The following is a 20,585-nucleotide window of genomic DNA, read 5'->3' on the forward strand; positions in this document are numbered from 1 at the left end:
CGACACCCACGCGCGAGGCAAGGATGGCAGGCAGGCTGGTCAGGAAAACCGGCGCGACGCCGACCAGCGCATAAAGCAGGAAGGCGGCAAGCAGCAGCCGACGGCGGCCGAAATAATCCCCCAACATGCCCGCAATGGGCGACAGGAAAGCCACGCACAGCGCCGGGATCGTCAGGATCATCGGCACCCAGAGTTCATAGCCCGGCACCGCGCGATAAGCGTGCAGCAATTGCGGCAGAATGGGCGCGAGCAGAACGATCGCCATCGTCGAGAGCGTGATCGGCAACAGCAATGCGACCCCGGTCAGGGTGCCGGGCGTCGGAGCGGAGGTGGATTGGCGTAACATGCCGCTAATGGCCCTCCCGCAATCTGGTGCATGCGCGCATAGTCTCTCCCATTCGCCATCTTTTCTGGGCCACAGGATCAGGCGGCGGGGTGCCAAGGTCAAACCGAAAGGATCAAATCAATCTATCCATGGAACTGCGCCGGTCACGCGCGCGCTTGCAACGCACCAGGTTCGCGGCAAAGGTCGGGCCATGGCCGCCGATGATCCGACCCACCCCCAGCCGACCAATGGCAAGCACCGCGCCGCCGATGCGCGCAAGGCGGCGTTGATCCATCATGCCCGCGAACAGGTGGCCATGCACGGTATCCAAAATGCCAGCCTGAACGACATCATCCGGCTGGCCGGCGGGTCGAAAGCGACGGTCGTCAAATATTTCGGTAATAAGGCCGGGCTGTTCGCGGCGGCCATGGCGGCGACGGCGCGGGAAACGATGGCTGGCCTGACGCTGGACACGGGTGGGGAGGACCGGCTGGAGCCTGCTCTCCACAGCCTGCTGCGCGGTTTGCTCACCTTCTATCTGCGGCCAGATTCGCTGGCAGTCTATCGCGGTGTGGTCGCGTCGGCTGACGCGAGCGACGGATTGGGGGACAGCTTCTATCGTGAAGCGCACCTTCTGGTGGTCGAAGAAGTCGCGACCTTCCTGTCGAAATGGGTCGGACGGGGCATTCGCGCCGACATCGATCTGCACGACAGCGCCGGACGCCTGACACATATGATCCGCAGCGATCTGTACGAACGGCGGCTCTTGGGATTGATTCCGTTGCCCGATGAGACGGCAATCGCACGCCAGGCCAGAATTACCACGGCCCTCTTTCTGGAAGGCGTAGGGAAGGGCGCGGCACCAGCTTAAAACCCGACTTGACTTTCCCGAAACACAAAGTGTACCAACAGTACATAATTACCAAGCCAGCTGAGCTGGCGGGATGAGGAGTATGTCTTGGCCTACTTGAAAAACGCTTGGTATGTTGCCGCCTGGGACCATGAGGTGCCCGAAGGCACTATGCTGTCGCGCCGCCTGCTGGGCGACCCGATCCTGTTTTTCCGCGATGAAGCAGGCTTGGTGAAGGCGCTACATGGCGTGTGCCCGCACCGCTACGCACCGCTCGCGCGCGGCAAGCTGGTCGGCGACATGGTCCAGTGCGGCTATCATGGCCTAGGTTTTGGCGCCGACGGCGCGTGCGTCCATAATCCGTTCGGCGCACCGCCCAAAAATATGAGCCTGCGCCCCTATCCGGTCGTTGAACTGCACAGCGCGATCTGGATCTGGATGGGCGAAGCGGACCGCGCCGACCCAGCGCTCATCCCCGATTTCGGCTTCAATGATCCTGAGACGGCCTGGGTCGGCAAGGGCTATCTGAACGTCAAGGCGGGCTACGAACTGGAGATCGAGAATATCCTGGACCTGAGCCATGTCCAGTTCCTGCATCCGACTACGCTAGGCAGCGACAAGGTGTCCGAAGGCATTTACACCTGGAAGCAGGAAGGTGACGAAGTCTGGTCGAACCGCGACATCCATGGCGAAATGATGACGCCCGAATTGGCGGAAGCCATGGGGATCGACCCTGACGCCCTGGCCGACCGCTGGATCAACGTCCGCTGGAACGCGCCGGCCAACCTGGCGATATTCGCCGGTGCGGTGACGAGCGGCCGCCCCAAGGCGGAAGGCCGAGAAGCTCCGACGGCGCATCTGTTCACCCCGGAAACGGCAACTAGTTCGCACTACTGGTATTCAATCGCCTTTCCCAAGACCCTGGGTCCGATCGGCGACCAGATGGCGCAGGAGCAGGTCCGCTTCCTGAGCGTCCCGTTCGAACTGGAAGACCTGCCCATGCTCGAAGATCAGCAGGCCAATATCGGCGACCGCGATCTCCGCACGATGAAACTGGGCTGGCTCCCTGGCGATGCGGCGGGTGCGCGGGCGCGCAATCTCCTCTACGCGCGCATCGACGCGGAAGTCGCGGCGAGGGAAAACGCGACTAGATTGGCTTGAACACGCCGGCTTGGTCCATAGCCCAGGCCTTAAGCGCGCGGATTTACGATATCGAGCCACTTATACCAATGAGCATTGATCAGAACCCATGTGCCAACTGGAGCAGACCGATGGGCATGATGCGCCAAGGTTGATCGACGAGGCGGTTCCAGGCGAAGCAGCAGTGATCGACGATGTCATCGTAGGATGAGAAGATGCGGTTTGACAGCCAGTTGTTGCGCATGAACTGATGGGGTGGACGCCCCCCGGCGGCATCGATGTGCCATAGTGGAGGTGTTGAAACACCACTTGAGGAGGCGTCCGTGTCTGAAGTTAGCACAATTGGGTTGGATATCGCCAAGCAAGTTTTTCATGCACACGGTGCGGATGCACGCGGGCACGCGCTCTTCAGCAAACGGATCAGCCGTGGCAAGCTGCTGGCGTTCTTCGCCGCTCAACCCCGATGCGTGGTCGCGCTGGAGGCCTGCGGTGGGGCTCATCATTGGGCGCGTGAACTGGCGCATATCGGCCATGAGGTACGGCTGATTCCGCCAGCTTATGTAAAGCCGTTCGTGAAGCGCCATAAAAATGATGCGGTCGATGCCGAGGCAATTTGTGAGGCGGCTCAGAGACCGAACATGCGGTTTGTAGCCGTTAAAAGCGAGCAGCAGCAGGCGGCAGGTCTCGTCTTTAGAGCTCGCGACCTTCTGGTGCGGCAGCGGACCCAACTCATCAATGCAATCCGTGGGCATCTGACAGAATATGGATGGGTAGCGCCCAAGGGGCGATCACATGTGGCGATGCTGGCGGATCTGCTAGAGGAAGAGGAAATGGCAAGTTCACTTCCGCACGCCGCCCGCACCATGTTCCGATTGATGCTGGATTTGCTGGCGGATCTAGATGCCAAGATCGTCGAACTCGACAAGGAGATCGCAACGCGCGCCCGTGAGGATGAGATAGCGCGCAGGCTGATGACCATTCCTGGTATAGGGCCAATTACGGCCACCGCGATCGCCGCGCTGGCGCCACCAGCCGAAACCTTCACCAAGGGCCGTGACTTTGCCGCCTGGCTTGGCCTTACGCCTTTGCAGAAATCGACAGGCGGCAAGCAGAGGCTCGGCGCCACATCAAAAATGGGCGAGCGAACGATCAGGCGCCTGCTTATCATCGGCAGCAGCGCCGTCGTCCTCCAGGCAAGCAAGAAGGGAGCTCCCAAGGGCTCCTGGCTGGAGGGGATGCTGGCTCGCAAGCCGCGAATGCTGGTGACGGTCGCGCTTGCCAATAAAATGGCACGCATCGTATGGGCGCTGCTCACCAAGCAAGAGAATTACAAAGCTCCGGTCGCAGTTGTGGCGTGAGCCTGGCGGGCCTGAGGTCGTCGGAGACGTAGTCGGTCGAAGGAGAGTATGGCACAACAGTCGGCGAGACGGGGCTGGAAGAACCAGGGTCTGGCAATGCACCACAAGTGCGCTGAACTGATATGGTTCCGGTCCGCGAACTCCCATACAGGCCCGCAGCTCCATCGCTGCAGTAAAGGCCGGACAGATGGCAGCATCCGACTACGTGCCTATATCCTTCAAATATCGCTTGCGTTTGCAGGGGCGTCCACAGATGGAGACCGATCCGGCCGCGGTTATCCGCGAACCTTCCTTTGTGGGAAGCCTTAGGCCGAAGCGGAAAGCCGGAGATCGACCCCTAACTGCTCCGGCAGACCAAGATGGTCGCGTAAGGTAACGCCGCGATAGTCCGCAGGGCGCAGCCCGCGACGGCGGAGGATGGGTACGACCTGATCGACGAAGTCGTCGATGCTGTCCTGCTGGTCGTCGGGGACGATGTTAAAGCCATCGCAAACTCCGGCCTCAAACCATTGCTGCAAGAGATCGGCCGCCTCCTCGGGCGTGCCTACCAGCCCCGGATTGGCGTCGAGAACCCCATGCGCGATGATGTCGCGCGGGGACCATCCTTCCCGAGCCAGGGCAGCGGCCTTGGCCGAAGGGGGGACGGCCCGGTGCGGGCGCAGTGCGTCGATCTGCGTGGCCGTCAGCGGCTCGTCCGAGCGTGCGAGGTCCAGCCCGACGCCGAGCATCGTCGAGAGCCGCGCCAGACGGGGCACCGGATCGGTGCGGTCCTCCAGCGCGCGGCGCCGGTCCAATGCCTCGCGTTTGGTGGCACCCAGGCCGAAGCCGATGAACGGCACGAACCGGATGTCGTCGGCACTGCGACCCGCCTGAATGGCGGACGCGTGGACGATCTCCCGCTGCTGACGACTTTCCTCCATCGTCATGGGCATGGCGATGATGCCGTTGGCGTACATCCCCAGCGCCTGCAGGCCACGGCTGCTGGCTACGGGCATGAAGATCACCGGTTGGCCTTGTTCAGACTGGGGGATCTGGATCGGGCCGCGGGCGGCGACATGGCGCCCCTGCAAGTTGACAGGCTTGATGTGGGCCATATCCGCAAAGCGACCGGCTTGCGGGTCGGGGCGTCCGGCTTCCCGTCCCCAGCTATCCCACAGCGCCTGGGTAATCTGGATGACCTCGTGGAGGCGCTCGTACTTCTGGTTACCCTGCGGGACCGGTCGCCCGTAATTCGCGAATGCTTCCGCCTCGTAGCTGGGAATGGCATTCCAGCCCGCACGGCCATGGCTGATCACGTCGAGCGCGCGGAGCTGGCGTGCCAGTGCATAAGGTTCATTGAACGAAGTCGAAACCGAGGGTACCAGCCCGATCCGGCTGGTTTCGCGGGCGACAGCCGTAAGCACCAGCAGCGGTTCCATCGAGAACATGGGCGGCGCAGTCGAAAGATCACCGTGCAGGAAGACGCGATCGGGGAAGAACGCGAAGTCGAGCCCTCCGCGCTCGGCCGCGCGGGCGCTGCGCACCTGCACATCGACGTTCGTGTAGGCCGAAGGGTCTGCTCCCGGCATGCGCCACGCACCAGGGTGGACACCGTAGCTTTCACCGAGGGTAATGCCCAAAATCATATGTCAAACATCCAAACGTACCATCGCTCATTCCGCCAACTATCAAGCGAGCTATAATCTGGTGCACTAGACATAATTTGCAAGGGAGCGCTGGGCATCTGCGGAGACAAGGGTCCGGGTTGGAGAAAGCGGCTGATCTGCCTTGGAAGCCCTCGCGCCCGGTGGAACAGGTTTTCCTCCTGCTTAGTCGCTTGCGGAACCAGCGAGCATTTCGAGCGTCAGGCGCAGTTTTTCCGCATCCCCGTCAGTGAGCTGGCAGGCGGATACGATCTGTCCGGCCACACTCCTCACCGCCTGTTCAGATGCACGACCGGCAGGGGTAAGATCGACCAGAACCCGGCGCTCATCGACCGAATCCCTCTTGCGGGTGACCAGGCCAGCGGCTTCGAGGCGTTTCACCAACGGGGTAATGGTGCCCGTATCCATGCCGAGTTGACTGCCAAGCGCGCCCACACCGATCGGCGCGCCATCCAGAAGGGCGATCATTGCCAGATATTGCGGAAAGGTCAGGCCCAACGGTTCGAGGTACGGCTTGTGCATCCGGGATACGCGGTTCGCCGCTCCGTAGAGGGCGAACGATAGTTGCTTGTCGAGCTCACGTCTCGCCTTGGTCGCTGGAAAAATCACGATGCTCCCCTAGAACGCTTGTGTCTCGCACACTAGATAGTGGGTATGCTGCCAGATGGAAGGGTGCCATCCTTCCACCAGTGCCCCTATGGAGATGGCGAAGTGCCTGAGCCCAAGCTTTTTCAGGACGTTCTGCGCGAGCGTCATTCCGTGCGCAGCTTCCTGCCCGATCCTGTGCCGGAGGCGGTGATCCGCTCCGTCCTCGAAGACGCGCAACTTGCGCCTTCGAACTGCAACACACAGCCTTGGGTGGTTCATATCGCTTCCGGCGCGAGCCGGGACAAGCTCAGCGAGGCAATCCTTGCCGCGGACGACGCCGGACACCTGACGCCGGATTTCAGCTTCTCGCTCGACGACTATCATGGCGTTTACCGCGAGCGCTCCAAGGCGCAGGGCGCCGCTTATTACCAGGCGATCGGCGTCGCCCGTGAGGCATTCGACGAACGCCGCAGCGCGTCCCAGCGCAACCTGACGTTCTTCGACGCACCGCATGTCGGGTTCCTGTTCATGCCCGCCATGGGGGACAGCGTGCGGGTCGCCGGCGACATCGGCATGTACGGTCAGACGTTCCTGCTCTCGCTCACCGCCCACGGGCTTGGCGGTATCCCGCAGACAATGCTGGGGTTTTATGCTGACACGATCCGCCGCGAGCTAGACATCGACCCCGCACTGAAGCTGCTGTTCGGGGTATCCTTCGGCTATCCTGACACGGCGCATGCGGCCAACACGTACCGCATCGGGAAGGCACCGCTCGAAGAGAGCGTGACCTTCCACCAGTGATGACGGCAGGGTCGGTTCTGCCCACCGCAATAGCGCGGGACGGCGCTTCAGCCTGTCGATCGCGGGTGGAAAGGCTGAAGCGGGGCGCACGACGGCTGTATGAATATATCACAGTGCCGCGTACGGCCGCTTTTGCGCTCTTCCTCAAGGGCCAAGCAACCCTTAGACCGCTTCTGCAAGATCGGTTCGTCGCTTGGAACGCGATTAGCGACGAACTCTTTCTGGTGTCCGTGCGAGAAGCCCAGAACGCGGCCCTGTTCCGAAGGGACGTGGAGGACCGGCCACTAGCGGCGATCCTTCGGGATCTGCTCAGCATTGTGGCTGAACGTCAGGCGATACCGTCCTCTGCCGCCGAGCCATGGATCGCGACTGCCTTCGATGTTCGATGGGAGGCATTTCTGGCGTTCGCTTCCGCCATCCCTTCGGACAAGACTCTCAAGCCAGACGGCTGAGGCATTCTCGCGGAATACTACTCACCTAATAACAATCGAAAGGTTGAAGAAATGGCGCAACTAGACGGCAAGGTCATCGTGATCACAGGTGGGGCCCAAGGCATGGGTAAAGTGACTGCCGCAAAAGCGGCAGAGCGCGGCGCAAAGGTGATTTTGACCGATATCAATCAGGAGGCCGGCGAAGCCGCAGCCGCCGAGATCGGTTCAGGCGCGGTTTTCGCCCGCCTGGACGTGGCGTCGCAAGAGTCCTGGACCAACGTGTTGCAGGATGTCGCCGACCAAAACGGCGGCATCGACGGGCTCGTCAACAACGCCGGTGCGATCACAACCGGGGCGATTGACGCGATGGACGAAGGCGCCTTCCGCAAGATGCTGGACATCGATCTCATCGGGCCGTGGCTGGGGCTGAAGACAGCGCTTCCTCTGCTCAAAAAGCAAAAGCGCGGGGCCATTGTCAACATTTCCTCGGTACTTGGAATAATGGGTCGTGCGGAAAAGGGCGGCTATTGCGCCTCCAAGTTCGCGCTGCTCGGCCTCTCCCGCACCGCGGCCAAGGAAGCTGGCCCCTTCGGCGTCCGGATTAACTCGGTGCTGCCGGGCACCATTGAAACGCCGATGCTGCTCGCTGTCGCAGGTGAAGCGTTTAATGCCGAACTCTTCTACGAGATCGCCCTCAATCGTTACGGCAAGCCGGAGGAGGTCGCGGCTGCGACCTTGTTCCTGCTCAGCGACGATGCAAGCTACATTTCTGGAGCCGAGCTGGTCGTGGACGGCGGCTGGACCTGTGGGTCCTACTCGATGAACAAGCCCGAGGCTGGCTGACAAGAAGCAGGCCGGATGGCCGTGTCGCGGCAGAGGGTTGCGGGCTTCCCGCCTGCCTCTGCGCCGCACAGGGCAACCCCGCCTTTTACTCCCGATTTGCTTACCAGCTGATGCCAACAGGTCCGACCGGAGTACAACCGCCCATGCACACACGTGCCTGTGAAGCTTCACTATGGCAAAATCAGTGAATTTGCTGAGGCGATGGCGAAGATCGTCAAGATTGTCACCGAGAATGCGGGCTGGGAACTCCACGAGGCTCTCCAGCAGGTGAACGAACGACTGCATACCTTTCACCACATCTGGAAGATGCGCGACATGAACCATTTTCTGGAGGGGTCTTCCACCCTCAAGGCGCATCCGGAGTAACCGCTGCTTGGTGAGCGACTGAGTGTTCTGGTGATCGAAGAGGTTATCGCATTCGCCATCCCGACATCCTACGCCCCCAACACGTGATTACCGCTTCCGTGCTCGCCGGGACGGCAGGGATCTGATGCCAGGCGGCGGGGACCTTAATGAAGCGGGTCCCAGCCTTTAGGAAGCGGGCGTGGTCGATTGCCAGTCGTTTGCAGGGTTGGGGACCGGCCTACGGCGAACCGACTCCTGTATGGCGGCTGGCCTTGTGTGAACACAGGGATGACGATGGTGAACGAGCACAGGCTGTCGTCGTGGGTAAGCAAACGATTTCCGCTGGCTTAGCGCGAAACGGGGCTGGGGAGCGTGCCGCTCCCCGTATGGGCATTCCCGGAGAAAGAACGGCCATCAGGAACGCTGGCACGTTCGGTTGGGATGCCAGACTGTGCTGAAACTCGCTGGCTAATTCCGCCGGGTCGCTGACAAGTGTATGCTGTGTTCATGGCGTATATCGAAGGTCATGCGCGCGACTAGGCGCTGCTGCTGCCGGCATCGGTTGAGGATTATGTGGGGGCATAATCCGGTTCGGTTCATGGACGCGTTCGTCAATGACCTTGATCTGGGCGAGGCCGGCTTTCACCGTTCGCGACCGAAGGCGACGGGACGGCCCGGCTATGATCCGGGGGACATGCTCAAGCCTGTGCAACATGCCTTGGAGACAAGCTGCTTGCTCACAGCAGCCAACTGATCGGGAGGCGCGTGGCAAGTGCGATCAAGGCGTGTTCCTTCCAACCCATGCCAGGCTCGGTCGTCCGAGAAGTGCCGTCTGAATGCTCCTGCGCCCATGTGATGTCGCCGTTATCGACCAAGCATACGCGGTAGGCGTCTTCGGGTATGACCGTCTCGAAGGCGTCCGCCACTTCGCTCGCAAGCGTCGGACTTTCGATGATGAAGCCCAGTTCGGTATTAAGCCGAACTGAGCGCGGATCGAAATTGAACGAGCCGATGAACAGGCGTTCACGATCAACGGTGAAGGTTTTTGCGTGCAGGGTGGACGCAGCGCCGCGCCGGAGCCGGTGCCTGTTCCCCGCAGGCTGCTGCCAACCCCGAGCTTGGTTCCGCGTCGCCGCTCGGGACCGGCCGTCTTCGGCTTCTCATCGACCCGCATCTCGTAAAGCCGCACGCCCGCTTCCAGCAGTGCACGCCGCCATGGCGCGTAGCCTGCATGGACGACGGCGACATCGTTGCAGGCGTAGCCATTGGTGAGGATGGAGACCTGCTTGCCCGCCCGCGCCAGGCCCGCGAGCTGCGCGGCACCTTCGGCCCCCCGGCACGAAATAGCCGGCGATCACGCCCAGTTCGCGCTGCACGACACCCAGCGCCTGTTCCAGTCTGGGCGCGAGCAGATCACCATCGGCAACGCCGCCCAGCACCTTGGCCGGGTTGTCGCTGAGCAGCCGCACGGGCGCCCATTCCAGCGGCAGCGTGCCGTCCGATATCTGGCGGATCAGCAGCAGGCTGCGTAGCCGATCGACATAGCGGCGTGCCGACGGATCGTTCTCTACCACCGAACTCCGCGACTGCAGCCGGTCCAGCTGCCGCTTGCTGACCTTCGGCAGGATTTGCGCGGCGGGATAGGCAGAAGGGGAGCACCAGTAGCGTTCGAAATCCTCGACCACTTCGTCCACCGCAGGGCCGATCGCCAGAACGTCGAGATCGGCGAACAGCGAACCGTCGCTTGCGCCGAAATACTCGTCGCCGCGGTGAAGCTCTTGTTATGCATCCGCCGGTTGAGGCGACCGAAATCGACCAGATACCCGATCGACTTGGGGAAACGGATACGGAACGGGTTGAACAGCCGCACCGCAATGTTCGGATGGCCATCGAGCGCCGACAGGACCCTGTCGAGCCCGGCGATGCCGTTGTCATCGAGCAGCAAGCGTATCTGCAAGCCGCGATCTGCCGCGGCGTGCAACGCCTCCAGCATCAGCGTCCCGGTACGGTCGCCGTGCCAGATGTAATACTGCAGGTCGAGCCTCGGCTCGGCGGCTCGCATGAGCAGCAAGCGCGCGGCAAACGCGTCGACCCCGTCCTTCAGTAGCGACAGACCGGACAAGGACGGATGCTGCGCCGTCTGCGCCGCAACGCCCTGTGCCAGCTGGCTCACACAGGGCGCGCGAGGCGTCGTGCTGGTTGCCCGCTCCCCCGGTGGAAGCCTGTTCGCACGCCGAACCAGCACCGCCGCGGCGATGCACGCGCCCGCGACCGTTGCCATCGTCTTCCATCGCCCGTTCTGCGTCACCTCGGCAGCGCTCCGTGCTCAGGCTTTCTTCAAGCCCGTCATGATGATGTCCAACGCCTTGTCGAGCGCGCGCTCACGATCAATTTCCGGGTCGGCGGTCGCCGCGACGAGCATGCGGTTTATCATCCGCAGGTCATCAGGAGCGAGACCGGGACGGACGCTGCCTGCCGCGTTGGCGCAACCGAGGACAAACTCAAGAAGATCATCAACGCGGGCACGAAGCTGGCGCACGATTTCGAAATGTATCTCGCGGCTCCCGACGAGTGCCGTTTCATGGAATGCGCCAACGCCGCCCAGGCACCGGATAAACCCGCGGATCATGTCGGCCGAACTGCAATTGTCCCGGGCAAAACGTTCAAGTTCTGCGAGTCTGGTCTCGATCACGGCCAGGATCATGGCGTTCCGGTCGGCGAAGTTCCGGTAGAGCGTGCCACGGCCGACCCCGGCGCGCTCGGCAACGGTCTCTAGCGGGACCCCGTAACCCTGCTCTGCGAACAGCTCGGCAGCGATTGCGATCAGCCGCGTTCGTCGTTCCTCTGCGTCTTTGCGCACCACTTGCCTCCAGAGTAGAACCGGCATAAAGCGGACACATCATGTCCGCTTAGAGTTCCTCTCTATATGACCGTACCGGCGTCTCGCCCAGCCCCCAAAGTGCTTGAACGGACGCCAGACTGGCACCCGGACGAAGTGCCGATGATCCCAGGATCGCCGGCAGCTGTCCGGCATGGTAGCCGTCTGCGTGTCGCGTATTTGCTTGTGGGGATCCTGATCTCGATCACGGGTGGGCTCGGGAACGCGCTCGTGAGCGCAAACCTCCCACAGATCCAGGGTGCGCTTGGTTTGACCCCGGTTCAGGGCCAATGGCTGCCGGCCGCCTATGTCATGGTGAATTTGTCGGCCAACCTGCTGCTGGTGAAGCTACGCCAGCAATATGGCATCCGCCGCTTCGCGGAGGTGGCACTGGTCGGCTATCTAGCGATTACGGCGCTACACCTGTTCGTCGAGGATTATGGCACTGCGCTGCTTGTGCGCGCAGCCTCCGGCTTCGTCTCGGCTCCACTTAGCTCGATGGCCTTCTACTATATCATGCAGGGGTTCCCGAAGGCGAAGATGGGCAGCGCCGTCGTTGTCGGTCTAGGGATCAGCCAACTTGCGCTGCCGCTCGCATGGCTGCTGTCGCCCGCTCTGCTCGATCTCGGGCAGTGGCAGACGCTGTACCTGTTCGAATTCGCGCTGGCGCTTTGCTCGCTCGCGGTCTCGATCATGCTGAAGCTGCCACCCGGTATCCGCATCCAGGTAATCGAGAGGACCGACTTTCTGACCTTTGCGCTCGCCGCGCCTGCCTTTGCGTTGGTCGCCGGTGTGCTGGCGCAGGGACGGCTGCAATGGTGGGCGGAACAGCCGTGGATGGCATGGGCGCTGATCGCCGCGTTCGCGCTGCTCATGGTTGTGTTCTACGTCGAGCATCACCGCGCCAACCCGATGCTCTACACCCGCTGGATCGGCACGATGGAGGTCGCCCGCTTCGTTTTTGCATCGCTCATGTTCCGAGTTATCCTGTCGGAGCAGACCTACGCGGCTACCGGCCTGCTTCGCACATTGGGCCTCGGGCCAGATCAGTTCCAGCTCTTCTATCTCGTCATCCTAGCCGGCATCGTGCTGGGCACGGCAGTAGGCGCCATCGCGTTCGGGCCGAAGACCGGGCAGCCAATGATGATCGGAGCGATCGCGCTCGTCATCGTCGCGAGCCTGATCGACAGCAACTCGACCAGCGACACCCGGCCAAACACGATGATGGTGACGCAATTCATGCTCGCATTCGCCGGTGCGATCGTGATGGGGCCGCTGATCATGAACGGTGTGATGGGCGCGATGAAACGCGGCCCCGATCACATCATCACCTTCATTGTCTTGTTCACCATGACCCAAGCAGCGGGCGGGCTGCTGGGCCCCGCGATCTACGGCACGTTCCAGCAATACCGCGAGCACGAGTATTCGGGCCAACTGACTCAGCACGTCGTTGCCGCCGATCCCGTCGCCGCGCAGCGGCTGGCGATCCAGCGGCAGGCCTACGCGCGCCAGGTCACCGATCCCACCTTGCGCGATGCACAAGGCATTGGCCTGCTTCAGCAGGTCGCGACCCGCGAAGCGAACGTGCGCGCCTACAACGACGTGTTCCGGTTGAATGCCGCTGTCGCCTGTCTCTTCCTGCTGTGGAGCGTCTGGCGCGTCACGCTGGCAGCTCTGAAGAGCCGGCGCGTTGCGCTCGGTTCTTCTCAACCCCAGCAATCTCCCGCGCCAGCCGGCGCCGCAATGTGAGCATTCGATGACCGACACCGCCCTTCAGCGACCGTCCGGCGCGACGGAAGACCCTGCAACCGACGCCGGAGTGCCGGAGCAGCCCGCGCCGCCCAAGACGATCAAGGCATCCCCCAAGGTCATCATCGTCATGGCAGTCGTGTTCGTCCTTGGCGTGCTGCTGATCCTCTACGCGTGGCGCCTGTGGCCGTTCACCAGCCCGATGGCGACGACCGAAAACGCCTATGTGCGTGGCCAGATCACTGCCCTGGCCCCGCAGGTTGCTGGCTATGTCGTCGAAAGCGAGGTGCGCGACTTCGCGCATGTGCGGCGTGGGCAGGTGCTGCTGCGGATAGATCCGCGCATTTACCAGCAGCAGCTCGATTCGGCGCTGGCGCAGCTTCAGGTTGCGGAGGCGGAACTCGCCAACTGGGCTCAGACGCTGGCCCAGAACAAGGCTGCCCTACGAACGCGGCAGGCGGATCTCGCGCAAGCGGCGGCGGAACGAGCGCGTGCCGGAGCCGATATCCTGCGCGTCGGCGAGCTTGCCGATCGCGGTTCGGTCAGCCTGCGCGAGCGCGACTCGGTACGCGCCACCGAACGGACCGCCGCTGCTTCGGTCACCCGTGCAGAAGCTGGCATCGATGCGCAGCAGGAGACGATCCGCGCCACCGTGGTATCGCGCGGGGCGCTCGAGGGCCGCGTCGCGCAGGCCAGGGCGCAGGTTGATCTGGCCCGCATCAACCTAGCCAACACCGTGATCCGCGCTCCACGCGATGGGCAGATCAGCGAGGCGTCTGTTCGCGTCGGCCAGTACGTCCAAGCCGGATCGCAGCTCCTGTTCCTGGTGCCGGACCAGCTATGGGTGGTGGCGAACTTCAAGGAAACGCAGACCGCTCGAATGAGGATTGGCCAGCCGGCTTCGTTCACGGTGGACGCGCTCGACGGCACCCGGATCGATGCCCGCATCGAGCAGTTCGCGCCCGCCACCGGATCGGAGTTCAGCGTGCTTCGACCCGACAACGCCAGCGGCAACTTCACCAAGATCGTTCAGCGTATCCCGGTGCGGCTTGCGGTCGACCGCCGTGATCCGCTGGCTAAACGCCTGCGTCCCGGCATGTCCGTCGTCGCCAGCGTCGACACCAGCGGAGCGCCGTCGCCGGAGGAGACGCGGCGATGAAGCGGCGGGTCCTGAGCGCCGCACTTGTCTCGGTCGTCCTTGCCGGATGCGTGCCGGCAAATCGTCCGCCGCCCGCAACCGCCAGCGTTGCACCTCCCGCGACGTGGCGTGACGAAGCGAGCGGCCCCGTCGTCCCCGTCAGCGCCGATTGGTGGTTCGCGTTTGGGGACGAAGGCCTCGGGCAGGTGGTGGAACGTGCGCTCGCGAACAACACGGATGTTCTTCTTGCGGCATCGCGGGTCGAGGAAGCCGAAACGCAAATTCGACTGGCCCACGCCGCGCGTCTGCCCACGATCAGCGTAAGCGGCGGCGGTGCCTATGACCAGTCGCTAAGCGCGACGACGGGTCGGGCAAGCCGGGTGTTCGCCGTTCAGCCGACGCTTGATGCCTCCTGGAGGCTGGACCTGTTCGGACGGCTGCGGGCGCTGACGGGTGCGGCGCGTGCGGCCTATGTCGCCAGCGCGGCGGATCGCGATGCGACGCGGCTCGCGGTCGCGGCTGCGACGGGACAGGCCTATGTGACGTTGCTGTCGATCGATCTCCAGCTGACGGTCACGCGCCAGACGCTCGCCTCGCGCGCCGAAGCGAGGCGCATCGCCGAGGACCGGGCGCGGCTTGGGTACAGTTCCCAGCTCGAGCTGACGCAGGCGCAATCTGAATATGAAGCAATTGCGCAGACGATCCCGCAACTCGAACAGGCGCAGCGAATCCAGGAGAACGGGCTCCGTCTGCTGACCGGCGACCTGCCGGGAGCGGTTCTGCGCGGCACTCTCGTCGGGTTGCAGCTGCCACCGGTACCTGCCCTGATGCCGTCCGAACTGATGCGCCGACGGCCGGACATCGCGTCAGCGGAGGCACGACTGGTCGCGGCCGACCGGGTCATCGCGGCGCGCAGAGCCGAGTTCCTGCCGGACGTCGCGCTTTCGGCGTCGGTGGGGGCCTTGTTCGTCGACCAGCTCGCTTATGATCCCGTCTCGCTGTGGTCGCTCGGCGGCAGCATCCTAGCGCCGCTCTTCCAGGGTGGACGGCTAACCGCCCAGCTCGACCAGGCGAATGCGCAGCGTGACCAGGCCGCTTTCGCCTACCGTGGCACCGTGCTGACAGCGTTCGGGGAAGTCGAGAATGCGTTGGTCGGCGAGAAGCGGCTGCGTGAGCAGATCGCCCGGGCGATTGCCCGTCGTACCATCCTGCAAAGATCTCTGACGATCGCGCGGGACCGCTATCGCAGCGGCTACTCGCCCTTTCTCGACGAGTTGGATGCGCAGCGTAACCTCTACGCCGTCGAGCTATCAGCGATCTCTGTGCGCGAACAGCAGTTCAACACGCTGATTGGCCTTTGGCAGGCATTGGGTGGAGGCTGGAATGGCATCAACCTTCCCACCAAGGGCGAAGCGGGATCAAGCAAGGCAGGAGAAAGCGATAACTGAGCAGACGATCGGCGTAGGGCTTGTGGGTGTTCAGCCGGGTCGAAGCTGGGCGGCGATCGCGCACGTCACGGCTCTGAAGGCGCTGCACGACGGTTCCCGGATCGTCGGAGCGGCGAACGCCAGTGCGGCGTCCGAACAGAAGACCGTCGGTGAACTCGGCATTGGGCAAGCCTTCGATAATGTCAATGCGATGATCGCCTTACCCGAGGTCGAAGTCGTTTCGGTAACGGTCAAGGTGCCGCATCACCGCAAGATCGTGGTCAAGGGCGCTTGATCAAGCCTCCGTTGCTAAATTAGCAGTGTCGCGAGCGGCAGCGACCCGCTTCGTGACTCCCGTAGCTAACAGGCAGGGAAGTCCCCAGTGTCAGTCACCCCGGTCTCGACCGGGAGCAGTATGACCAAATGGCCGGTGACGGCAAAGATCTGCGTCCAGCTAAACGTCGGGAACTGGGTCGCTAGCTGACCGGCAGGTCATGCGCCGGAAGCCGCCATACGACTGAGCCGCAAGGAACGGCAGATTTGTCGAAGGGTTTCGGGCGCCGGCAGGCGTACGAAAGTCTCACATGTACGACCCGCGGGGTATGGCGCGGCGATCTGGATGAGAAGTTTCCGTCAATCAGGATGAGAACTGATCGTCGCGGTTTTCAAGTGGTGCCTGCTTTGATTGACGCTGGCAAGCGCTACTCGCAGGTTTGATTGTCGCTGCGCGACATTTCCTCGTTGGACTTGATTGTCGCGAAGGTCCGTGTTGCCTCACGAGGGAATGTTCCCGAACAGAGTGATGGTTGCCTCACTTAAATGCTCCTACAGGACATAGCCAGTCATGGCGATATTTGCGTGACGGGTGGCCGTGCAGCCGAGCCGTAGGCGAGGCGGAGCGGCCACCCGTCACGGAGCGCTGATCATGGCCATAGTGCCTGCTGTGCCTTCGCAGGTTACCGCAGGCATATGACTGAACACGAGGGCACGTGCTTTTTCAGTGCGCCAGCCTTTTAGCCGACGTTGGACCGTCCGAAGGAGACCATTGGGGTAATTTCCCGGTTGCTCTGCTTGGAGCCTTTCCAACAACTCCCGTCCGGTGCGCCAGGGTTCTTCCTCGAACCAGGTTTCCAGTTGGTCGGCAACCTGGACCAGTGGATCTGGTCGGCGACGCCCCGGTTTTGCGGTGGTTTCGCTGCCGCCGTAGGCCGCGCCTCGCCGTTTTTCCATAACGTTCTCAGGCTCAACAGAAACGCGTCCAGCGGCGGGGGCGACGCTGTCTCCGCCGGTGTCGCCGAGGCCACGGCATCAGCGAGTACCACCAGTTTTTGCTGCGCCGCGCGGATGTCGCGCAGCAGCCGAACCGGATCCAGCCCGGCAGCGAGGTGGCGAAGCTGCTGACGTGTCTGCTCGCTGGTCCGGGGCTCATCCATCAGGCGCTGGAACGGCGTCGCCGGTGCATGATAGCGTTTATACACTCTGGCTCCGTCCCGCTGCTTCTCGGCCAGTTTGAACGAGGGTTGGAAGAAGTTCACAAAAAGACGGGATGCAGCGTACAACTCCGCCAGCGACCTGGCCGCTTCCAGTCCCTCGAACCGACGATATCCCACCAGGCGACGCACAACGGAGCCATTTTTTTGCTCAACCCAGGCCTGATCGTTCTTCCGATAGGGCCGGCAACGGGTAAAGGTGACCCCAGTCGCGGCACAGTAGTCGCGTACGGTCTCATTGATGAACACACTGTCATTGTCAGAATCGAACCCCAGCAATGGGAACGGCATCAGCTTGCGCAGTTCGGAAAGTACGGCAACCAACAGCGTTTGTTCGCGAACCAGCAGCGGGGCGCACTCGGTCCAACCTGTCGCGATATCGGTTAGCGTAAGCGTCCAGGCCCAGCTACCCTTCGCTATCGGCCCGCTGTGTGACACAAGGTCTGCTTCCATATGCCCCGGAGCCGGGTCCCCCCAGTCGCTGAAGGTTCGGATCGGAACGCTGCGCCTCAGTTCGGATCCTGCCACACCCCGCCGCCGCAGCCTCGGACTGCTTTCCCTCACGGTTTTCAACGCCCGGTCGATCGTCGCTGCGCTCATCTGCAACAACTTCGCCTTGATCGCAGGTTCCAGGTCAAGATGGCCATGGCCTTCCATGGCCTCAATCAGGATCGGTGTAGCCGCAACCGCTTACCGCAGAGGCGGTCGCTCGCTTCCCACAATAGGATCAGCGCGGTTCGCACCGCCTCGGTATAAATCCTGCGCTCGGGACGCGCCGTCTGCCGCGACGGCGCCTTCTCTCGCAAAATCCGCATCGCATGCTTGCGGTGCAATCCTGTGACTGCGACGAACTCGTCGAGAACCTTGCCCTTGCTCGTTCGGTCAGCCGCGCGATACCGCTCGCCAACCGCTTCAACCAATTCTTTCCGCGTCGCCATGCTCACCTTCCTCATCGTTTACTCCCTGCCACCGTCGGGAGCATTTTAGATGAGGCAAATGGACAACACTCGGGAGCAATTCAGGCGAGGCAACACGCTCTCTCATCCTGATTGTCGCGCGGCACGCGGGGCCTCAGGCGATAGGCTAGCCTACTAGGCATGTATCTTTCACCCAGCCCCCGGCAGGGAGGGTAGGCCCAATTCCAAAAGAAAAGCATTGTGTTTCGCCGTTGCCTGGCGGACCTGCTTTTCGATTTCTACGAGTTCCCGGTGGGTCTCGGCTAGGCGCGCCATTCCGCCTTCCCGTTGCAGCGAAGCCATAGCCGCGCGGGAGCATGTTTTGCCTGGCGATCCATTCTTTCGGCGCACCGTCATGCATTGCAACCGCACACCCTCCGCACGCACAATCGTCTCGCCAGTCTTTCAGTTCATCGCCGGAACCGGATCCCAGCCGCCACCCAGCGCGCGGAACGAAGTGACCGCTCCGCGGCTCGCCGCAGCGCGCGCCTGGATCGCACCGTCTTGGGTTTCGAGGAGCCGACGGTCGGCATAGAGCACTTCGATCAAGCTGACCGCCCCACCCTTGTAAGCAGCAAGAGAGGAGGTCCGTGCACGCCTCAGTGCTGTTTCACCTTGTGACAAAGCTGCCGCACGCGCCTCCTGCTGGACCAATGTCGAGAAGGCATCCTCGACATCCTGCGACGCACGCAGGACGGTCAGGCGATACGCAGCCAGCGCCTCGGCATTGCGGCCTTTGGCGGCCCTGATCTCGGCATCGACCCGCCCGAAGTCGAACAGGCGCCATCGCAAGCCAAACACGCCGTTGGCTTGGGTCGCATTGCCAGTGAACAGACCACCTGTCGCCGTCGTCGCAGTTCCAAGCAGACCGCTGAGCGAGATTTTAGGATAATATTCAGAGACGGCGACCCCGATCCGTGCGTTGGAAGCAGCAAGCGTCCGTTCCGCCGCAATGATATCGGGCCGACGCCGCAAAAGCGCTGCCGGCCCGCCCGCCGTCGATACTGCGGGGGGCAGCGGTATCGGGGAGAGAGGCGCCAGTTCGGATCGGGTTGTGCCGGGCTGAACGCCGATCAGCACGTCGAGGGCATTCATCGCCATGTCGAGTTCGTTCTGTAAAGCCGGGATCGAGGCGCGCACCTGCGCCAGCGCGCCTTCGGCCTGGCGAACCTGTAGCTCGGCCGCGACGCCTTTGCGATATTGAAGGGTGATCAGATCGACGAGTTTCTGCTGGGTGTCGGTTTGCGCGCGCGCCACGTCGAGGCGCGCCTGCAAGGTACGGATTGCGATATAGGTATCTGCAGTCTGCGCAGCCACTGCAAGGCGTGCGGCGACTGCTGCCGCCGCCGATGCCTGCCAATCCGCGCGGGCCGCGTCGCGAGCGGCGTCACGGCCACCGAACAGGTCGATTTCCCAACTGGCGCCAAGATTAAGCTCATAGGTTTCGGTCGAACGCTCGAACTGCGGGAACGCGCTGCCAATCCGTCCGATCGGAGTTTCCAGCGACTGATAGGTTTCGCCACCCTGACCGCTCACCTGGCCGGATGGCAGGAGCGCGGCGTTGGCATTCTTCAGCGCAGCGCGCGCCTGAACGACGCGCGCGCTTGCCCGCTGCAGATCCAGATTCTGGGCGAGCGCGCGTTCGACGAGACTCGTCAGCAGCGGGTCGTCGAACGCCTGCCACCAATCGACCAGGTCCGCCATCTGCGTTGCCGCAGTTCGCGAATCGACGGCGGGAGCGCCGACAAAAGCAGTTGGCGCCGAGGAAACCGGCGCGACGTAGCGAGGCCTGACAGCACAGCCGCCCAGAAGCGCGGCCATAGCTGACAACAGGAATGCGGATCGACGGTGTCGCATGTTCAAGCCTTGAGAGATTGAGTTCAATATATGACTAATGTTCCTTATGGTTACTGTTTGTCAATGCCGGCTAGAGGGTTTAAGAAGCCAGCATGACTAAGGCATCCACTCCAACGGCCTCGACCCGCGGGCCGGCCGAACACAGCGTACGTGACCAGATCGTCGAAGCAGCGAATGAATGTTTTGCGCGCTACGGCTATGGCAAAACCGCGGTCTCTGACCTGGCGCGCGAGATCGGCTTCTCGAAAGCCTATATCTATCGCTTCTTCGAATCGAAACAGGCGATCGGCGAAGCCATCTGTAGCGCCCGCCTCGTGCAAATCCTCGGCGAGGCGTGTGCCGCCATCGATGAAGGCGGCAGCGCGACCGACCGGCTCCGTCGTATGTTCAAAAGCGTTACTGCGCTTAGCGTCGCCCTTTTTTTCGATGATCGAAAAATCTTTGAGATTGCGGCGCTATCGGCGAAGGAGCGTTGGTCATCGACGCAAGTGTACGCCGATGCCCTCAAAGTGATGCTGGAGGAGATCATCCGGGATGGACGCGAAAACGGGGAGTTCGAACGCAAGACACCGATCGACGAAATCTGCCGATCGATCTTCTACGCGATGACCCCCTTTATCGATCCACTGCATCTCGAGCGGAATCTGGACTTGCTTCCGGACGCCCAAGGCGAGGTGATGGGCCTCATCCTGCGAAGCCTAGCACCCTAAACCCGGCCAGATCAATTGATGTGACCTATTGACAATATAGTCACTAGACACTTATC

At 62.5% G+C, this 20,585-nt stretch carries 20 protein-coding genes and 2 pseudogenes; 12 read left to right on the forward strand and 10 right to left on the reverse strand.

The annotated features are described in order from the left end of the window. Positions 1 to 346: MFS transporter (locus VMR39_RS24315; protein WP_325420064.1), on the reverse strand; the 346-nt coding region annotated here is incomplete at its 3' end. Between the two features lie 190 nt (positions 347 to 536). On the opposite strand from VMR39_RS24315, the gene VMR39_RS24320 reads away from it, so the two are divergent. Together VMR39_RS24320 and VMR39_RS24325 are read left to right on the forward strand one after the other, a co-directional pair. Continuing rightward, positions 537 to 1,196: a TetR/AcrR family transcriptional regulator C-terminal domain-containing protein gene (locus tag VMR39_RS24320; RefSeq protein ID WP_325420066.1), complete on the forward strand. Its 660-nt coding sequence runs from the start codon at positions 537 to 539 to the stop codon at positions 1,194 to 1,196. Positions 1,197 to 1,283: 87 nt separating this feature from the next. Next, positions 1,284 to 2,336 carry an aromatic ring-hydroxylating dioxygenase subunit alpha gene (locus tag VMR39_RS24325; protein WP_325420069.1) on the forward strand — a complete coding sequence of 351 codons (1,053 nt, stop codon included), beginning with the start codon at positions 1,284 to 1,286 and terminating at the stop codon, positions 2,334 to 2,336. Positions 2,337 to 2,415: 79 nt separating this feature from the next. Here VMR39_RS24325 and VMR39_RS24330 read toward each other — a convergent pair. Beyond that, a pseudogene (locus tag VMR39_RS24330) lies at positions 2,416 to 2,565 on the reverse strand (IS630 family transposase); the annotation flags it as partial. Between the two features lie 73 nt (positions 2,566 to 2,638). On the opposite strand from VMR39_RS24330, the gene VMR39_RS24335 reads away from it, so the two are divergent. After that, positions 2,639 to 3,673, forward strand: a complete 1,035-nt coding sequence (locus tag VMR39_RS24335; protein ID WP_325420071.1) for an IS110 family transposase — start codon at positions 2,639 to 2,641, stop codon at positions 3,671 to 3,673. 305 nt (positions 3,674 to 3,978) lie between these two features. Here the strand turns inward: VMR39_RS24335 and VMR39_RS24340 are convergent, their stop codons facing one another. Both VMR39_RS24340 and VMR39_RS24345 read right to left on the reverse strand, forming a co-directional pair. Next, positions 3,979 to 5,298: an NtaA/DmoA family FMN-dependent monooxygenase gene (locus VMR39_RS24340; RefSeq protein WP_325420073.1), complete on the reverse strand. Its 1,320-nt coding sequence runs from the start codon at positions 5,296 to 5,298 to the stop codon at positions 3,979 to 3,981. 183 nt (positions 5,299 to 5,481) lie between these two features. After that, positions 5,482 to 5,925 carry a MarR family winged helix-turn-helix transcriptional regulator gene (locus VMR39_RS24345; protein WP_325420075.1) on the reverse strand — a complete coding sequence of 148 codons (444 nt, stop codon included), beginning with the start codon at positions 5,923 to 5,925 and terminating at the stop codon, positions 5,482 to 5,484. A 102-nt stretch (positions 5,926 to 6,027) separates the two neighbouring features. On the opposite strand from VMR39_RS24345, the gene VMR39_RS24350 reads away from it, so the two are divergent. The 4 genes from VMR39_RS24350 to VMR39_RS24365 all read left to right on the forward strand — a co-directional run bounded on the left by VMR39_RS24350 (position 6,028) and on the right by VMR39_RS24365 (position 8,345). Beyond that, positions 6,028 to 6,705, forward strand: a complete 678-nt coding sequence (locus VMR39_RS24350) for a nitroreductase (RefSeq protein ID WP_325420077.1) — start codon at positions 6,028 to 6,030, stop codon at positions 6,703 to 6,705. Positions 6,706 to 6,818: 113 nt separating this feature from the next. Beyond that, positions 6,819 to 7,157, forward strand: coding sequence for a hypothetical protein (locus tag VMR39_RS24355; RefSeq protein ID WP_325420079.1), 339 nt, complete (start codon positions 6,819 to 6,821; stop codon positions 7,155 to 7,157). A gap of 51 nt (positions 7,158 to 7,208) precedes the next feature. Then, a complete protein-coding gene (locus VMR39_RS24360; RefSeq protein WP_325420081.1) occupies positions 7,209 to 7,979 on the forward strand; it encodes an SDR family NAD(P)-dependent oxidoreductase in 771 nt (256 codons plus the stop codon). A 159-nt stretch (positions 7,980 to 8,138) separates the two neighbouring features. Then, the gene (locus VMR39_RS24365) at positions 8,139 to 8,345 is read left to right on the forward strand and encodes a hypothetical protein (RefSeq protein ID WP_325420083.1); all 207 of its coding nucleotides are present in this window, start codon (positions 8,139 to 8,141) and stop codon (positions 8,343 to 8,345) included. Between the two features lie 716 nt (positions 8,346 to 9,061). Here the strand turns inward: VMR39_RS24365 and VMR39_RS30560 are convergent. From VMR39_RS30560 to VMR39_RS24380, 4 genes are all read right to left on the reverse strand, one after another. Continuing rightward, positions 9,062 to 9,379 (reverse strand): phospholipase D-like domain-containing protein, encoded by a 318-nt coding sequence (locus VMR39_RS30560; RefSeq protein WP_414712591.1) that lies wholly within the window; start codon positions 9,377 to 9,379, stop codon positions 9,062 to 9,064. A gap of 105 nt (positions 9,380 to 9,484) precedes the next feature. Next, complete coding sequence (locus VMR39_RS24370; RefSeq protein ID WP_325420085.1) at positions 9,485 to 9,898, reverse strand: hypothetical protein; 414 nt, start codon at positions 9,896 to 9,898, stop codon at positions 9,485 to 9,487. Then, positions 9,892 to 10,605 (reverse strand): hypothetical protein, encoded by a 714-nt coding sequence (locus tag VMR39_RS24375; RefSeq protein WP_325420087.1) that lies wholly within the window; start codon positions 10,603 to 10,605, stop codon positions 9,892 to 9,894. Before VMR39_RS24375 ends, VMR39_RS24370 begins: the two co-directional genes overlap by 7 nt. 45 nt (positions 10,606 to 10,650) lie before the next feature. Beyond that, positions 10,651 to 11,184 carry a helix-turn-helix domain-containing protein gene (locus VMR39_RS24380; RefSeq protein ID WP_325420089.1) on the reverse strand — a complete coding sequence of 178 codons (534 nt, stop codon included), beginning with the start codon at positions 11,182 to 11,184 and terminating at the stop codon, positions 10,651 to 10,653. Between the two features lie 141 nt (positions 11,185 to 11,325). On the opposite strand from VMR39_RS24380, the gene VMR39_RS24385 reads away from it, so the two are divergent. Genes VMR39_RS24385 through VMR39_RS24400 form a run of 4 tightly spaced genes read left to right on the forward strand, consistent with a single transcriptional unit; the run spans position 11,326 to position 15,811 of the window. Next, a complete protein-coding gene (locus tag VMR39_RS24385) occupies positions 11,326 to 12,951 on the forward strand; it encodes an MFS transporter (protein WP_325420092.1) in 1,626 nt (541 codons plus the stop codon). A 7-nt stretch (positions 12,952 to 12,958) separates the two neighbouring features. Further along, positions 12,959 to 14,110 carry an HlyD family secretion protein gene (locus VMR39_RS24390; protein ID WP_325420094.1) on the forward strand — a complete coding sequence of 384 codons (1,152 nt, stop codon included), beginning with the start codon at positions 12,959 to 12,961 and terminating at the stop codon, positions 14,108 to 14,110. Continuing rightward, complete coding sequence (locus VMR39_RS24395) at positions 14,107 to 15,537, forward strand: efflux transporter outer membrane subunit (RefSeq protein ID WP_325420096.1); 1,431 nt, start codon at positions 14,107 to 14,109, stop codon at positions 15,535 to 15,537. Before VMR39_RS24390 ends, VMR39_RS24395 begins: the two co-directional genes overlap by 4 nt. A gap of 22 nt (positions 15,538 to 15,559) precedes the next feature. Further along, the gene (locus VMR39_RS24400) at positions 15,560 to 15,811 is read left to right on the forward strand and encodes a Gfo/Idh/MocA family oxidoreductase (protein ID WP_325420098.1); all 252 of its coding nucleotides are present in this window, start codon (positions 15,560 to 15,562) and stop codon (positions 15,809 to 15,811) included. A gap of 614 nt (positions 15,812 to 16,425) precedes the next feature. On the opposite strand, the pseudogene VMR39_RS24405 reads toward VMR39_RS24400, so the two are convergent. Continuing rightward, a pseudogene (locus tag VMR39_RS24405) lies at positions 16,426 to 17,959 on the reverse strand (integrase catalytic domain-containing protein). A gap of 408 nt (positions 17,960 to 18,367) precedes the next feature. Continuing rightward, positions 18,368 to 19,819 carry an efflux transporter outer membrane subunit gene (locus VMR39_RS24410; protein WP_325420100.1) on the reverse strand — a complete coding sequence of 484 codons (1,452 nt, stop codon included), beginning with the start codon at positions 19,817 to 19,819 and terminating at the stop codon, positions 18,368 to 18,370. A 92-nt stretch (positions 19,820 to 19,911) separates the two neighbouring features. Between VMR39_RS24410 and VMR39_RS24415 the strand changes: the two genes are divergently transcribed. Next, entirely contained in the window at positions 19,912 to 20,529 is a 618-nt protein-coding gene (locus tag VMR39_RS24415; protein WP_325420102.1) for a TetR/AcrR family transcriptional regulator, read from the forward strand. The last annotated feature ends 56 nt before the right edge of the window (positions 20,530 to 20,585 follow it).

This window comes from Sphingobium sp., assembly GCF_035511395.1.
Taxonomy (GTDB): domain Bacteria; phylum Pseudomonadota; class Alphaproteobacteria; order Sphingomonadales; family Sphingomonadaceae; genus Sphingobium.

Excerpts from the sequence above, each read along its gene's own strand:
- VMR39_RS24410 (WP_325420100.1), bottom strand. The coding sequence starts at position 19,819 with ATGCGACACCGTCGATCCGCATTCCTGTTGTCAGCTATGGCCGCGCTT.
- VMR39_RS24395 (WP_325420096.1), top strand. The coding sequence starts at position 14,107 with ATGAAGCGGCGGGTCCTGAGCGCCGCACTTGTCTCGGTCGTCCTTGCC.
- VMR39_RS24320 (WP_325420066.1), top strand. The coding sequence starts at position 537 with ATGGCCGCCGATGATCCGACCCACCCCCAGCCGACCAATGGCAAGCAC.
- VMR39_RS24340 (WP_325420073.1), bottom strand. The coding sequence starts at position 5,298 with ATGATTTTGGGCATTACCCTCGGTGAAAGCTACGGTGTCCACCCTGGT.
- VMR39_RS24415 (WP_325420102.1), top strand. The coding sequence starts at position 19,912 with ATGACTAAGGCATCCACTCCAACGGCCTCGACCCGCGGGCCGGCCGAA.
- VMR39_RS24385 (WP_325420092.1), top strand. The coding sequence starts at position 11,326 with ATGATCCCAGGATCGCCGGCAGCTGTCCGGCATGGTAGCCGTCTGCGT.
- VMR39_RS24390 (WP_325420094.1), top strand. The coding sequence starts at position 12,959 with ATGACCGACACCGCCCTTCAGCGACCGTCCGGCGCGACGGAAGACCCT.
- VMR39_RS24360 (WP_325420081.1), top strand. The coding sequence starts at position 7,209 with ATGGCGCAACTAGACGGCAAGGTCATCGTGATCACAGGTGGGGCCCAA.
- VMR39_RS24375 (WP_325420087.1), bottom strand. The coding sequence starts at position 10,605 with ATGGCAACGGTCGCGGGCGCGTGCATCGCCGCGGCGGTGCTGGTTCGG.